Source organism: Massilia violaceinigra, assembly GCF_002752675.1.
Lineage (GTDB): Bacteria > Pseudomonadota > Gammaproteobacteria > Burkholderiales > Burkholderiaceae_D > Telluria_A > Telluria_A violaceinigra.
In genome coordinates this window covers 4,869,601-4,885,207 of the sequence record NZ_CP024608.1, presented here as the reverse complement: position 1 = coordinate 4,885,207, position 15,607 = coordinate 4,869,601, and the positions used below count along the sequence as shown (strand labels likewise).

General features: G+C 60.5%; 9 protein-coding genes. 3 read left to right on the top strand and 6 right to left on the bottom strand.

The features are described 5' to 3' along the window. The first annotated feature begins 99 nt into the window (after nt 1-99). From ppsR to CR152_RS33160, 3 genes are all read left to right on the top strand, one after another. Nucleotides 100-948: a posphoenolpyruvate synthetase regulatory kinase/phosphorylase PpsR gene (gene ppsR / locus CR152_RS21345; protein ID WP_099878219.1), complete on the top strand. Its 849-nt coding sequence runs from the start codon at nt 100-102 to the stop codon at nt 946-948. Nucleotides 949-951: 3 nt separating this feature from the next. Next, nucleotides 952-6,588: a DUF3320 domain-containing protein gene (locus tag CR152_RS21340; RefSeq protein ID WP_099878217.1), complete on the top strand. Its 5,637-nt coding sequence runs from the start codon at nt 952-954 to the stop codon at nt 6,586-6,588. 210 nt (nt 6,589-6,798) lie between these two features. After that, nucleotides 6,799-7,326: a hypothetical protein gene (locus tag CR152_RS33160; protein WP_157778637.1), complete on the top strand. Its 528-nt coding sequence runs from the start codon at nt 6,799-6,801 to the stop codon at nt 7,324-7,326. 480 nt (nt 7,327-7,806) lie between these two features. Here CR152_RS33160 and CR152_RS21330 read toward each other — a convergent pair whose 3' ends face one another. The 6 genes from CR152_RS21330 to CR152_RS21310 form a co-directional block, all read right to left on the bottom strand. Continuing rightward, entirely contained in the window at nt 7,807-8,319 is a 513-nt protein-coding gene (locus tag CR152_RS21330) for a hypothetical protein (RefSeq protein WP_099878212.1), read from the bottom strand. Nucleotides 8,320-8,587: 268 nt separating this feature from the next. Continuing rightward, nucleotides 8,588-8,893: a hypothetical protein gene (locus CR152_RS33860; protein ID WP_208640169.1), complete on the bottom strand. Its 306-nt coding sequence runs from the start codon at nt 8,891-8,893 to the stop codon at nt 8,588-8,590. Between the two features lie 254 nt (nt 8,894-9,147). Continuing rightward, entirely contained in the window at nt 9,148-9,726 is a 579-nt protein-coding gene (locus tag CR152_RS21325) for a hypothetical protein (protein ID WP_208640168.1), read from the bottom strand. Between the two features lie 145 nt (nt 9,727-9,871). After that, a complete protein-coding gene (locus CR152_RS21320; protein WP_099878206.1) occupies nt 9,872-10,468 on the bottom strand; it encodes a group-specific protein in 597 nt (198 codons plus the stop codon). Next, nucleotides 10,465-14,853 (bottom strand): RHS repeat-associated core domain-containing protein, encoded by a 4,389-nt coding sequence (locus tag CR152_RS21315; RefSeq protein WP_099878204.1) that lies wholly within the window; start codon nt 14,851-14,853, stop codon nt 10,465-10,467. The genes CR152_RS21320 and CR152_RS21315 overlap by 4 nt, the downstream gene beginning before the upstream one ends. Then, entirely contained in the window at nt 14,854-15,330 is a 477-nt protein-coding gene (locus CR152_RS21310) for a DcrB-related protein (RefSeq protein ID WP_099878201.1), read from the bottom strand. Between the last annotated feature and the right edge of the window lie 277 nt (nt 15,331-15,607).

Genomic DNA, 15,607 nt, shown 5'->3' with positions numbered 1-15,607 from the left:
CCGCACAATTGAGCGTTGCAGAGCATTTTACAGCCTGCGCCGCGAATTTACAGCGCACAACTTGAAACATTGGCAGCACAGGAAGCCGACACGATAAATATGACCACAGAACCACGCCCACCCCTGCCCACCTCCGCCCGTACGGTTTTTTTCGTTTCCGACGGCACAGGTATTACCGCAGAGACATTCGGCCACGCCGTCCTCACCCAGTTCGAGATGCGTTTCCGCCAAGTACGCCTGCCGTTTATCGACACGCTTGACAAGGCCTATGACGCGGCGCGCAAGATCAATGAAGCACTTACCACCGACGGCCAGCGTCCGATCGTGTTTTCGACCCTGGTCAAGCCCGACCTGTCGAACGTGATCCGCCAGTCGCGCGGCATGCACATGGACTTGATCCAGACTTTCGTTGCTCCACTGGAACAGGAACTGGGCGTCAAGTCGACCCACACCATCGGCCGCTCGCACAATATTGTCGACAGCCAGGAGTACAAGAACCGCATCGAAGCGATTAATTTCTCGCTGGCGCATGACGATGGCCAGTCGCACAAGAACCTGGCCTCGGCCGATGTGATCCTGGTGGGCGTATCGCGCTCGGGCAAGACGCCGACCAGCTTGTATTTGGCGATGCAGTACGGCATTAAAGCCGCCAACTACCCGCTCATTCCCGACGACTTCGAGCGCGGCAAGTTGCCGTCGTCCCTGCCGCCGTTTCGCGACAAGATTTTCGGTCTGTCCATCACGCCGGAGCGCCTGTCGGAAATCCGCCATGAGCGGCGCGCCGGCAGCAAGTACGCGTCCATCGAAAATTGCCGCTACGAAGTCAACGAGGCCGAGCTGATGATGAAGCGCGAAGGCATCCGCTGGCTGTCGTCGACCACCAAGTCCATCGAAGAAATCGCCACCACCATTTTGCAGGAAATCAAACCGGATCGGCGCGAGTATTAATTCATGAGTGAAGCTGAGAACAAGAAGACCGATCTGTTGGCCAAAAAACCTGACGGGGCAGCGCCTGAGGCGGCGCCGGAAAAACTCTCGGAGTTTCTTGACGGCAACCTCAGCGCGCACGACAAGCTGGAACGCGCGCGCATGGAATTGCTCGACCTGTCGGCGCGCAACCGGCTGCTGAACATTCCGCGCTCGGCCAAGGCGACGCGCATCATCGACGTGACCGACGAGCGTTCCAGCGACATTTTCCGCATGCTGGTGACGGAAAACCGCCCGCTCACCTTCCTGCCCGGGCGTAGCGCAGCCTACCCCGGCACCGCCGCCGGGCTGGACGAGGAAGCCGACGTGCTCGACGAACTGGCCCAGCCCGACGAGGCTGTCGACGAGCGCGGCGTCATGCTGCGCCATAACGACACCAAGCTGCAAACCAGGCTCACCTCGAAAGGGCTGCAAAAGCGCCTGCTCGACCTGTGCAACGATGCCCGCACGCTGGAAGAAGAACAGGGCGTCAACATCCTGTTCCTCACGCTCGGCACCCTGAAATGGATAGACCCGGCCAACGCCAGGAATATCCGTTACGCGCCGCTGATCCTGATCCCGGTCAGTCTTCAGCGCGGCAATGCGGCCGAACAGTTCAAGCTGCGCTGGCGCCAGGAAGAACTGTCGGCCAACCTCTCGCTCGAAGCGTTCCTGAGCCGCGTGCACGGCATCACCCTGCCGCCGTTCGAGGCCGGCGACGACTTCGATCCGGCCGCCTACATCGGCGAGGTCGCGCGCGCCGTCGCATCCAAGCAAGACTGGCGCGTTATCGCCGACGACGTCGTGCTGGGCTTTTTCTCGTTCGCCAAATTCCTGATGTACCGCGACCTCGATCCGGCGGTGTGGCCGGTGCAGGAAGGCTTGCTCGGCCAGCCGCTGATGCGCGGCCTGCTGTCGGACGGCTTTACCAGCAACGCGCCGATGATCCCCGACGGTACGCCGATCGACGCCGTCATCCCACCATCGGACCTGCTGCACATCGTCGACTGCGACAGTTCGCAGGCGCTGGCCGTGCACGACGTGCGCAGCGGGCGCAATCTGGTGATCCAGGGTCCGCCCGGCACCGGCAAATCGCAAACCATCGCCAACATCATCGCCTCGGCCGTCGCCGACGGCAAGAGCGTGCTGTTCGTGGCCGAAAAGATGGCCGCGCTGGACGTGGTCAAGCGCCGCCTCGATCATGCCGGGGTGGGCGACGCCTGCCTTGAACTGCACAGCAACAAGGCCAACAAACGCGTGCTGCTGGAAGAACTGCGCCGCACCGCCGACCTGGGCGCGCCGCGCGGCGAGCTGCCCGCCACCCTCAACGCGCGCCTGCAGCTGGCGCGCGACACCCTCAACGGCCACGCGGACCGCATGCACGCGCCGCACCCGGTGGCGCGCCTGACGCCTTACCAGGTGATCAGCCACATCACCGAATTGCAGCGCCAGCGCATCGCCCCGCTGCAGGATGCGTTCGAGCAGCCGGAAACCTGGACCCCGGACGAACGCGCGCAGCGCTACCAGCTGGTGAGCGAACTGGCGCAGCGCCTCGCCGACATGGGATTGCCGTCGCAGCACCCGTGGCGCGGCGTGCGCATGACGAATATCTCGCCCACCGAAATGGAACGCCTGGCCCTGCGCATTACGCAGTCGAGCACCGGCTTGTCGGAACTGGCGGCCAGCCAGACCGGGCTTGCCGCCTCGCTCGACATGGGTCCGCCGGACAGCTGCGACGACTTTGCCCGCATCGCCGACATGGCCGAACGCGTGGCCAGTGCGCCGCGCCTGTCGCGCCAGGCCCTCTCGTCGCCGGTATGGCGCACGCAGCGCGAAGAGCTGGCCAACCTGGTGGAACTGGGTGCGCAGTACGCGCAACTGGTCATTTTTTTGGAAGGCAAAGTCGCCCCCGCCGCCTGGACGATGGACTTGAAAGCGGCGCGTCTGGCGCTGCGTCCCCTGCCTGCGGGGATGAGCGACGACGCGTTCGGCCGCATCGCGCGCCTGGCGGGCCAGTTGCCGGCGCTGCTGCAGGATACCGAACGCCTACGCCAGCACCTGGGCGCGTCCGCCCGTACCGGCACCCTGGCGGACATCGGCAAGGCCCTCATACTCGGCCAGCGCATCGCTTGCGCGCCGGACGTCAGCGCCGAGGTGCTGGCCGCCAGCGTCTGGGATCATGGCATCGAGCAGGCCGCCGACCTGGCCGAGGCGGTGGCGTCGCTGCAGGAAGCGCGCGGCTACCTGCAGCACAAGGTCCTCGACTACGCCTGGGAGACCGACCTGACCGGCGTGCGCCAGGTACTGGCCATCCACGGCAGCAGCATGCTGCGCTTTCTGCGCGACGACTGGCGCCGCGCCAATGGCCTGGTCAAATCGGTGCTGCGCGTGCCCGACATCGACCTGGCCAGCCAGATCGACATTCTTGACCGCCTGTCCGCCGGCCAGCAGACCATGCGTTTTCTGCGCGAGAACGACCAGCTCGGGCGCGCCGCGTTCGGCGCCGACTGGCGCGCCGAGCGCTCGTCGCCAGTCCCGCTGCGCGCCCTGGTGGCGTGGATGCGCACCCTGCGCGGCATGGGGCCGGAACCGCGCCTGATCGCCGCCAGCGTGACAGACCGCCCTGCCCTCGGCGTGCGCGTGGACCACGTCCAGCGCTCGCTCGACAACACACTGACCCTGCTGCGCGATTGCTGGAACGACTGCGGCGCCGCGATCCGCGACATGTTCCCCGACATCCTGACGGTCGAACATGCCGACCTGTCGGCGGTGGGCACCTTTGTCGCCACCATCGACGGCGCCCTGGGCACGGTGCGCAGCGCGCTGGCGTTCCGGCCGGCGCGCCTGTCTGACCTGCTGCCCGTACTCGACGCCTTGAGCACCGCGCAGCGCCTGGCGGCCAGCATCGACGGCGCGCGCGTGCTGGGCGAGCAAGCCTTCGGCACGCACTGGCAAGGCGCGGCCTCGGACTGGCCGTTCCTGGTCGGCGCGGCGCAGTGGATCGGCGCCAATCCGGCCCTGCCGGCGATGGTGGCGCGCCACGACGAGCGCGATCTGCCGCTGCGGCGCGCCCACGTGCTGGAACAGACCTATATCGCCTGGAACAACGAGCTCGCTGGCTTGTTCGAAACCCTGTGCACCGACGCCCATGCGCTGTTCGGCGCCGACAGCATCGCGCAGGTGCCGATTGCCGACATATTGGTGCACTTCGGCCAATGGATCGCGCACGCCGAACAGTTGTCGCGCTGGGTCACCTGGCGCGAGCGCAGCGGCAAGGCGCGCCTGATGGGCATGGCCCGCTTCGTCGACGAGATGGAAAGCGGCCGCATGACCGCTGGCGCCGCGCCGGCGTGCTTCAACATGAGCTATTTCGAGGCCCTGTATGCGGCCCAGGTGCGCGCCGAACCGGCCCTGGCCACGTTCGACGGCCAGGTGCACGACAGCGAAGTGCGCCAGTTCGTCGACCTGGACCTGCAGCGCATTGCGGCGGCCAGCATCGAAGTGGCGCGTGCCCACTTCAAGCGCATTCCGCAAGGCGGCGGCGCCATCGGCCCGCTGGGCGTGCTGCGCGGCGAAATGGCGCGCCGGCGCGGCCACATGCCGATCCGCCAGCTGATGCTCAAGGCTGCGCCGGCGATCCAGGCGTTGAAACCGGTACTGATGATGAGCCCCTTGTCGGTGGCGCAGTTCCTGCCGCCCGGCCAGCTCACGTTCGACCTGCTGGTGATGGACGAGGCCAGCCAGATCCAGCCGGTCGACGCGCTCGGCGCGATTGCGCGCTGCCGCCAGGTGGTGGTGGTGGGCGATGAACGCCAGCTGCCGCCGACCCGCTTCTTCGCCAAGATGACCAGCGACGCCGGCGACGAGACGGATACCGACGGCGGCGAAGCGCAGGTGGCCGACATCGAAAGCATCCTGGGCCTGTTCACCGCCCGCGGCCTGCCGCAGCGCATGCTGCGCTGGCACTACCGCAGCCGCCACCAGTCGCTGATCGCCGTGTCGAACAGCCAGTTCTACGAGAACAAGCTGTTCATCGTGCCCAGCCCCTACACCCAGGAAGCGGGCATGGGCCTGCAGTTCACGCATGTAGCCGACGGCGTTTTCGACTCCGGCAACACGGGCACCAACGTGCCCGAAGCGAAGGCGGTGGCCGAGGCCATCATGCGCCACGCGCTGCAAACGCCGCAGCATTCGCTGGGCGTGGCCACCTTCTCGGTGGTGCAGCGCAAGGCCATCGAAGACCAGCTGGAGCTGCTGCGGCGCGCCAACCAGCAGGCCGAGGGCTTTTTCCAGTCGCATCCGAGCGAGCCGTTTTTTGTGAAGAACCTCGAAAACGTGCAGGGCGACGAGCGCGATGTGATCTTCATTTCGGTCGGGTATGGGCGCAACGCCAGCGGCCAGGTCAACATGCGTTTCGGGCCGTTGAGCGCGGAAGGCGGCGAGCGCCGTTTGAATGTGCTGATCAGCCGCGCCAAGCGCCGCTGCGAAGTGTTCTCGTCGATCACCGACGAAGACATCGACCTCGAACGCGGCAAGGGCAAGGGCGTGCAGGCGTTCAAGCTGTTCCTGCGCTATGCGCGCACCGGGCAGCTCGGCGTGGCCGTCAGGAGCGGGCGCGATTACGACAGCATGTTCGAGGTCGACGTGGCGGCCGCCATCAAGGAACGCGGCTTCGAGGTCCATCCGCAGGTCGGCATCGCCGGCTTCTTCATCGACTTGGCGATTCCCGACCCGGACCGTCCGGGGCGCTACCTGCTCGGCATCGAGTGCGACGGCGCGGCGTATCACTCGTCGAGTTCCGCGCGCGACCGCGACCGGCTGCGCCAGGCGGTGCTGGAAGACCATGGCTGGATCATCCACCGCATCTGGAGCACCGACTGGTTCCAGCGTCCGCAGGAGCAGCTTGCGCGCGTGATCGCCGCCATTAACGAGGCGCGCAAGACGCTCGACGTGCGCGCCGAGGAAAGTAAAAAGCTGCACCAGGCGCCGCCGCCGCAAAGCGTGCGGATCGAACGCGAGATCGTGACGGAAGTGGCGATCGTCCCGGTGGAGGAAGCGCCGCAGCGGCGCAACCGCTACGTGGAAGCGAGCATGGTGCGGCCAAGCGGCGACTACGAACTGCACGAAGCCCCGCTGGAGGTGCTGGTCGACCTGGTCGAGCAGATCGTCTATATAGAGGGGCCGGTCCACCTTGATGAAATCGTGGTCCGGCTGCGCAAGGCCTGGGGCTTGCAGCGGGTCGGCTCGCGCATGGAAGCGGCGACCGAGAAAGCGGTCGATGCGGCCGTCGCCAGCGGGATGGTGGCGCGCCTGAACGGGTTTGTGTGGAAGCCGGGCAGCCCGGTCACGGTGCGCGACCGCACGTTTGTGGAGTCGGAGGGCCTGCGCCGCGCCGACATGCTGCCGCCGAAAGAGATCGAGGTGGCCATCATCCAGGTGGTGGAACGCCATTTCGGCGCCAGCCAGGAAGAGATCGTGCAGGCGGTGCTGAAAATGTTCGGTTTCAAACCGATCCAGGGGCCGCTGAGGGAAGCGGTGCAGATGCGCCTGAACCTGATGGTGCGTGAAATGGTGCTGGTGGCGAACGGGCCGGTGCTGGTGTTGGCCAATCATGCGGGCTAGTTTGCCATCATGAGGCTGGAACACGCCTTTGCTCGGCGGCGCGGTCACAGTTGTTGGCTGCGGCCGCCGGCGCCCCTTACCGCTGCTATTTGCGGCGCTTGAGTGTAGGCTGACCTGCCCGTGGCGAGATCGGAGGATCACCAAGCGGATTGATGTTCACGACACTCAGATTTTGCTCAAAATAACAAATTCATACTTCTGGATGAAATTATGGAAATCGTTCGCAATCACATTTGCGTACCAGGCGTAACAATTCGATGCGCCAAATTTTTAGCATTATCGCTAGTTGCGGCATTGGCTGGATGTCTCCCAGTAGCCGCAGACGATTTTTCCGTTCTGGGCAATGACGTTTTATCCGATCTATTGCGAAAGTCCTACTCGAACGTAAATCTCACCCCGGGGTACAGCAGTGGTACCAGCGGCGTTGGTCGCATTGATAAAGAAAAAGTTAATTCTTATGCAAGTGAATTATTTACTGGGCAAGATCGAAATAAAATCGAAGAAATTTTCGTAAAAAATAGAGGTCAATGCACTTCAAGCGTGAATCGAGAAGTGATTTTATGCAACTTCATCAGAAAGTGGAAATTAAAAAACATCGGCGGGAGTTTTGATACGTCAAACTGGTCAGATCCGGCAGCAAACATTGAAATTGCGTTCCTGTTTAATGAGCTTGGCCAGGTCCGAAGTATTAATCTGGAAATGATCAACGTTACCGAATACAAAGTAATTAGAGGATGATCATTGGATGAGTTTTCGATCGAGGCGCTAAGGCGACCTGATGTGGAAATCCCGCGCTGTACAGCACTTCAAAGCCGGACAAGCAACCGGAGGTGAAGCACACTGCCTGGCGCGGCGCTTGGCCCCTTCCATCCGCGTAGAAATTTCAAGCTGCGTTTTTGGTAATACTGTCTATGCCCCAAGGTCTTGACACCGGTTATGCGTCAGGAGGTTGTAGACAATTCATGACAAGAGCGTCCAAATCCACCCACGCATCCTCAAGACGAGCGAATTGTTCCGGTCGTGATTCAGGTGGCCCCTCACAACTGAGAAACATATTCCGCACAATCTTAGGGAGTTCACATAAATCCGCCGCAAGATCTTAAATTTCAATACGCACTCCATCACCTCCCGCTTGAATTCTCTATCCATTTATTCCTTTTCAATCCCAACAATTTCTTTCCGTGGAATATTTCCGCTAGCAAAGTGACAACAGGCGATCTAATTTATGTTTGAGATCATTCTACTTATTTGCAAAGATTGCTCATTAGATTCATAGTCGAAATTAATTTCACTCAATTTCTTGACGCAGTATTCAAAAAGCGTCCGCCATGACATAAGGAAATGTTCTTTGCTAACTATGCATTTGGAACAATGTTCAACCAGCTCGTCAATTGGAAGCAGGCCTTGCCGCCATTCCGCCGATATTTCCAGTCGATCCCCCTTCCAATCAAGTCGCCAATCGCAGTCGAAAACTTCATTAGGGGAAAAGCCGGTGTAATATTCCCCCGCCTCTGCTTTCATCAACTCTTCAATAATGTCGAGAACATCCTCAAGAACATCAGACAAACAATAGCTAAATGGCATTTTTAAACCAATACCATTCCACTCTATGACGAAGAAATCATCCGGATAAGAAAAGGCTTTCTCAAGAGCGACTGAAAAATCGAATACCTGCACCCGATCAGGCGCTTGGAGCTCCCCGATATCTACAATATTTATATCCCACGCCATTTTTTTGTATATTCGTTGTTCTCTGAACGACAGGATAATTATCCTCGGGCTTGCTTTTTCGTCAGCCTGCGCCTAAGGCATCGGAGGTGAACTCCCAAGCATCTGCACCAAGCATGATCACGCTTAAGGCGGTTCTAGCGTGCCCGCATCAAACCAGTCTGTTGTGGCCGGCGTCATCCATGGAATCGAGATGACCTGCCCGCGTTTCTGAACTACCTCCAGCCTAAGCCGATGGGCGACTCGATAAGAAATGGTTAGCATTTACGGATTAGTCGATTAACTTTGGCTTTACTGAGAAATTGCGTTTAATATCTGAAAAGCTCCCCTCATTTAACATCCATAAACGTGAATCATCACCGTCCTCATCGTCAACAAAAAATGTCCCGCAGAATTCTAAATTCAAGGCCGATATTTTTTCAAGGCAATTTTTCAAAAACTGAGTGGCACGCTCATTAAGATTGCCTCCGTAAAATACGAGACTGATCCAATTCATTGGTCTAGCCGGAAAAATCCAACCATTTTTGTATAACTCCGCCTGGCTTTCCGCGAGCGCGTGGCTCTGACGCTTAATCAATACGCCATACCATCAACGCGACTCAACCTGATCTGATCTGATCATGCAAGCTGAAATACTGTTCAACACGATGCGCTGCCTGAACGCGTATACAACCATGCGGGTCTTGTCAGTTAGGATTGCACTCACAGTGCGACACGATATGGTGGCGGAAGTCAAGTTTCAATCAAAACGACGTGGGGCAGATCTCATTCCCAACAACCAGATCTTGCTTCAGAACCTAGACGCATATCTTTTCTCTTACCCAGAAATAGTTATGAATAATATTCTTCACAAAATTTCATTTTCTGGTGGATCGTGAAGTCTTCGAAATCCCCAGTAGCCTCACACTTACCAATACGCAACAAAGCACTGCGAGCCAAATCATTATCCGTTTTTTTCAAAAACTCTATAGTAGCATCGAGCCCAGCCCCACATAAAAGTTGAATATCGATCGAACAATCTGCATCCATACTGGCCGTTTTTGCGCTCCAAATTCTTAAAATATCGTTCAATATACCTCGACTAAATAATTGAATACAACTCAACTTCATCAATTCAGTGTCGCCATCGCCTTGCTTTCGACGTTCCTTCTCAGTCTCACCATCCAATATTTTTCTAATACCTGCAAGCTGATCGTCGTTGCTTGGCCGCAAACCATAAAGGTCAACACTTTTTTCCACATTCACTGATGCATTCACTGATGAACTCCCAATACTTCGACCCACATAGCTGGGTGGGGGCTGCCACCCGGCAATTTGGCCCAGGGTCAAATGTTGCCATGCGTGTGCACCGCCAAAGTGATCGGCGACGTGTATGGCATCCTGCCCAAGCGCCTGGGCATGCTTGTGCACGATTGCTGGCCCCGTATTGGCGGCTTGACGGCTCCATTCACGCCTAGTGGAATGCCCCCTGTTGCGCGAACTGCTCTACGTGAAAGAAATCACCAGCCAGCAATGGCCCGAGTTAAACCGACGCCCGTCGCAAGATCGCTCGGGATTAAACTTCACCGGCGGCATTGCCAGACTCGAGATCCCGCCCACGCTCGTTCAATTCATGCAGCAAGTCCCTGCCATCAACGATCCAGAATTTATCTGCCGCGGGAAAAATCTCTTCAGGGTAGGTATTGGCGAAGTCGGCAAACTCGCCTAGCCATCCGTCTGGAACGTACTGTTCCAGCCTTGGACCATCTTGATAAAAACCGGCGAAACGCTTGGCATCGAAATCAACGAAGGCAACGGGAAACAAAAAGCTGACATCCCACCACGACTGCGCATTTGGAAAGTACTCCAGCAGAACCTGCCGCAATAAACCGGCATCCAGAGGGATAACCTCTTTTGCGTTTAAAAAAGCTTCGGTCGACTCCTCGTTAACAATCGCAATGCCTGATCGTTGCGCAACAGCCGCACTCAACGCTGGAACCTGGTGGCCCGCCGCAGCGAACGCACCCCACCACTTGTTCCAGTCAAGTACCCAGTTGTCACGGTCTGATAAGCACCACTGAATAGCCCCTTTGTAGCGAACCACGGCCACCACATTTTGTTCATCGAGCAGGTCAGCTAACGCTGCCCCACTCAGATTTTCCTGATTGTTCATTCGATTTTCCCTGATCCTGGCACTGCATTTTCTTGCAACATTTCCGCCCACACCGACGGCAATTCGTACGAACGGCCCGGGGTTGTCGGATCCACCAGTTTCGGAGCCTTCCCGCCTTGATTAAGCGGGTTGCTTCGGTAGCCTGCCTGGGGAATCGCACTTTCTTGTATGAAATTATCCATCCATTTCGGTATTTCGAACGATACAACCTTACTACCGGGCCGCAAAGTCTGGAAATGGGCGGCATGCAAGGGATCTCCGATACTGATATTTAAGGTCGTATTCTGAATGATGGGATTGCCATCGGCGTCGATCGAAATGATGTTGCGACTAGCCAGTGGCGGCGTACCGCCTTGCACGCGGAACACCGTCACGGTACCCGCATCCGCCGCATCATCCGCACCCGATGTTGCCGATTTGCAGGCGTCCATTAGCCCCAGCGGATCCGTGGAACTCAACGGATTATCCACATAGGCGTACGGATTCGGCCCACCCGTCAATCCCAGCGGATCCGGCGTCAGATACCGCCCGGTACTCGCATCATAATAGCGATGCCAGTTGTACGCCAGCTTCGACTCGGCATCGTAATACTGCCCCTGGAAGCGGATCGGACAGTCGGTCTGGCTGACCGTCGTTTCCTCGATCTCGCCCCACAAATTGCTCTTCGCCTGCCACGCGATGCCGCCGTCGGCGTCGATCAGTTCCTTCGGCGTCCCGATATGGTCGAGAACCACCGCGTACGTTTTGCTGGTTTCCTTGCCCCTGCGCCGGATCGTCTCGGTCTTGGCGAGCGGCCTGAAACTGTCCGGCTCATAGTCCCAGACGGCGCAAATTTCCTCGATGAGGTCCGATCCGCCCTTGCCGTCCGGCTTTCGCCCAAAGCGCCTTTCTTCCGCGACCGTGTGGCCATCCCACAGGTATTCCACTTCCGTAAAGCGCGCAGCGCGATCGCTCGGCACCTGCTTTTTGGTCAGCCTGCGGCCCAGGGCATCGTAGATGTATTCCCAGGCATCGCCATCGGGCGTGATCACGCGCTTGAGGCGATTCTCGCTGTTCCAGACATAGTGCCAGTGCTGCTGCCGGCCCCAGCGCTTGCCTTCGATACGCGTAATGACGCGGCCTTCCAGGTCGTATTCATACTTGACCTTGCCAGCTTGCATGAGCTTTCCGCGCTGGTGGACGCGTTGTCCGCGCGTATCGGCGTTGCCGTCATCGGTGTCGAGCAGCGCTTTTTGCTTGATCGCGTCGATCAGGTTGCCCGCCAGATCGTAGGCGTATTGCTCGCCTCCATTACCGCGGCTCGCCTGCGTAACCCGCCCAACACTGTCGTAACCGATGTCGACGACGCCGGTGCTGCGGTCGCCCAGCTTGCGCGGATTGCCGTTACCGTCGTAATTGACCGCGCGTTCCTGCAGCGTACGCGCCTGCCGGCCCTTGTCCGCCGCGATGCCGGTCCATTGGCGGGTCGGGCGGTTGAGCGGGTCGTATTCCTGCTCGATGCGGGCACCACCCGGCAATTGGCGCCCTGTTTCACGGCCGCCACTGTCGTAAAGAAAGCTGAACATCTGTGCATCGGGCAGCGTCAGCTCGATCGGCAAGCTGTTGGCGTCGAATTCCCACACGCTGCTGTGCCCGCCAGAACTGCTGCGCTCGGTGCGCCGGCCCATCAGGTCGTAGCCGCTGACGATGCTGCGGCCATTCTGGGTTTCCCTGACGACGCGGCCATGCGCATCGCGCTCGAAGCGGATGTCGCTGTCGGCATTGACGGCGCTCTCCAGGCGGCCCAGCGCATCGTAGGCGTAGCGGGTGCTGCCCTCGCTGGCGATCTGTTCGATCAGCTGGCCCGCGTGATTGCGCAGGTAGCGCGTGTGCTGGCCCGACGGCGTGCGTTTCCCGATCACCAGACCGTCGGCGTCGACCTCGTAGTGAACGGTGCGGCCGGCGAAATCGGTTTCCGCGATGACTTGCCCGGTGGCGTTCCTGAGATAGCTCCAGCGCTCGCCCATGGGATTGACGACGGCGCTCAGGCGCAGCTCGGTATCGTACTCATAGCGCGTGACAGCGCCGTTGGCCTCGGTCGTCTGGGTCAGCCTGTCGAAGGCACCATAAGCGTGGCGCGTCACGTTGCCCAGCGCATCGGTACGTGCGATGCAATTGCCTTCGGGATCATACTTGGCAAGGTGGCGGCTTCCACCCGGCAAGGTAATCTCCAGCGGCAAGCCTTCGACGTTGTAGACGTAGTGGCTGGTATATTGCTGCGGGTCGGTGCGCGCGATGACGCGGCCGAAGGCGTCGCGCGTGAGCCGGGTCGGGTTGCCCAGCCAATCGGTGGCACTGGTCAGCAGCCCGCGCTCATCGTGCGCGAAGGCGGCCTGCGCTCCGGCCGGATTGATGACGCGCAGCACATTGCCCTGAGCGTCATGCTCGAAGCGCGTCCAGGCGCCGCCGCCCCCGACCCGGACCAGGTTGCCACGTTCGTCGTAACCGCGTTCGATGCGCTTGCCGTCGGGCGAGGTCACTGCCACCGGCAGGTCCAGCAGGTTGTAAGCGACGACAGTTTCCTTGCTCAACGCATCGATGTGGCCGACCGTGTTGCCACGCGCATCATAAGCCCAGCGCAGTACCGCGCCCCCCGGCGTCAGGACGGCAAGCAGATTGCAGTTGGCGTCGTAGTCGAACTGGCTGACACCGCCGCGGGCATCGACTTCCTTGATGACCTGGTAGGCGTCGTTGTAGTGGTATTCGGTGGCGTGGCCCAGCGAATCGGTGTAGGTGTTGACCTTGCGCGCGTCGTCGTAGACGAAACCGCCGGTCATATGGCCGCCGCCACCGCCGCTGGTCTGTTCGCAGCGCCCCCTGGCGTCGTAGCGGTAGCCGATCCACACGCCATTGCGGTCCTGCCATCGGGTCAGGCGATGGGCGTCGTCATAGGTGTATGTCAGCGGCAAGCCGCTGCTGTTGACGATGGCCGCCAACTCGCCGTCGGCGTGGTAGGTGTAGCTGGTCAGCGTGGTCTGGCCACCCTCGGGGTGCAGCAGACTGATGCGGGTGATCGCATGTTCGCTCGCCTCGACCTTGAGCCGCGTGCCGCCGCTGTGGCGCACTTCGGTCAGGACAGCGCCAGTGTAGACCAGTGCAATCCGGTTCGCGTTGCGGTCCGTGATGGCCGCCAGACGCCAGTGCGTTGCAGCGCTTTGCTCGAAACGCAAGGCAGGTTGATGCCGTTGCTCAATCAGAAAGTGGCCGTCGAGCCGGGTCACGCGAACAGCCTGGTAGACAGCATGCGTGACGCTTGCGCCCATGTCGGGCATGGCAAAGCGCATCGAGGCGCCATCCTCGGCATGGAACACCAGTTCCGCGTCATTACTTACTTCGATCCATTGCCCCCAGGTACTGGCCCAGGCCTTGCCGAATACCGTCCCGACCGGATTGCCAGAGGTGTGAACGCGCCGCAGTACGATGGGCAGCACGCCCGGCAAGGCAAAGTCGGTTTGTTCCAGGATGACGTCGCCCGTGATGACGTCGATCGGATCGCCGCACTTGCATTTCGTCCCGTTGGGACGCTCGTTGGCGGGGTTGAATTTGGCGACGCCGGGTACGCCGCCCTTGACGAAGGCCATGGCCGGCGTGGTGGGAGTGGGAATGTACTTGTTGCCGAGCCATGCGCCGCCCTTGGCGCCGGCCGCGCCCCCGAGCATGCTACCGGCCAGCATCATGGCTTTCTGGCCGTCCGACCCTTCGCCGAACATCAGTCCGCCGACGTATTCGCCGCCCTTGCCGCCCGCCATGCCAAGCGCCAGTCCGCCGAGGGCGACCAGGGGGCCGGCCAGCACCGTGGCGCTGGCCAATCCGGCCACCAACAGGGTCGTGTGGACCCAGCCCGGCACCTCCGGCGTGATCAAGTCAATATCGGTAGTGATGGTCGCGCCGCCGACGAAGACGTTGTGGGAGCCCGCATGGATCTTCGCGCTGCAACTGATCATGTCGCCGACGCGGGCGAAGGGCTGGCCGTTGACGAATACCGTGGACGAGCCTTGCACGACGAGCTGGGGAGTCGGTCCATGGCTGGCGCATTCCGCGGTGGAGAGGTGGGCTCGTGCGGCCTCCTGGCCATTCGCATAGACGTTCTGCGAGCCGGTCTTGACCACCCCGGTCAGGTTGGCGCCGAAGACCTTGTCCGTCACATTCATCGAACCGACTACTTCCCCGATGCCGGCGGCACCGGCCGTGACCCCCACCGCCGCGGCCACCGCCACCAGCCCCAGGCCGCCGGTGCCGATGATGAAGGCACCGGTCAGCGCGCCGATCACCAGGCCGGTGATCAAACCGCCTATCGCATGGGTATGGGCGATGGGATCGTCGACACGTGCGGCCGCCGCGCCCAATCAGGACTCCTGGTCAGCTTGGCCCGCGGCCGGCACCGGCGCGTGCAAACGCATGCTGCCGAGCATGGTCTCGAACGCCGTATTCCACTCGTCCTTGAAGGCGCCATGGCTGGTGCCGGTCAGCAGCAATGCCTTGGTCCCCTCCTCGCTGGCGGCACGCACGAAGACGGCAACCTGGCGCTGGTGCATCTCGCTGTCGCCATTGCGCCATGTGTAGTGCAATTCCACCGCCGCCGAGCCATCGACGAGCAACGCGCGTTTGTTGACCAGTTCGAATTTCGGTAATGCCTTGCGCAACTCGCCGGCCAGGTGCTCGGCGAAAGCGTCCACCGTGGTCTCGGCGAAGTTCTCGGCGCGTGAGATGACGAACGAGAAATCGCTCGGTCCGTTATCGTTGATGATGAATTGATTGACCGTGCGGTCTTTCAGATCAGGGTGCAGATCGAAGCTCGCTTCGTCCAAATTGTATTGGCTCATTGCAGTGACTCTCGTTGACGGAATCGGGGGGAAGAAAATCGGGTCGGCGCTTCATTTTGCCGGCGACCATCGCGCTGTGCAGAGCGTCATCCCCATCGATCCGCCACCGAACCGCAGCATGATGTTTCGTGCTGCCTTCGGTGCGCCGACGCAGGTCGGCGTGCTAGTGCGATGGACGGCCGAAAGAGCAGCTTCAGCGCCGCCGCATCGCGGCTATCATGTCGCATTGCGTCACGAAATCAGATCATGGCTCTGCCAATACCCTGACAACATTTCT

Coding starts and splice junctions, on each gene's coding strand:
- ppsR (WP_099878219.1), top strand. CDS start 100: ATGACCACAGAACCACGCCCACCCCTGCCCACCTCCGCCCGTACGGTT.
- CR152_RS21340 (WP_099878217.1), top strand. CDS start 952: ATGAGTGAAGCTGAGAACAAGAAGACCGATCTGTTGGCCAAAAAACCT.
- CR152_RS33160 (WP_157778637.1), top strand. CDS start 6,799: ATGGAAATCGTTCGCAATCACATTTGCGTACCAGGCGTAACAATTCGA.
- CR152_RS21330 (WP_099878212.1), bottom strand. CDS start 8,319: ATGGCGTGGGATATAAATATTGTAGATATCGGGGAGCTCCAAGCGCCT.
- CR152_RS21320 (WP_099878206.1), bottom strand. CDS start 10,468: ATGAACAATCAGGAAAATCTGAGTGGGGCAGCGTTAGCTGACCTGCTC.
- CR152_RS21310 (WP_099878201.1), bottom strand. CDS start 15,330: ATGAGCCAATACAATTTGGACGAAGCGAGCTTCGATCTGCACCCTGAT.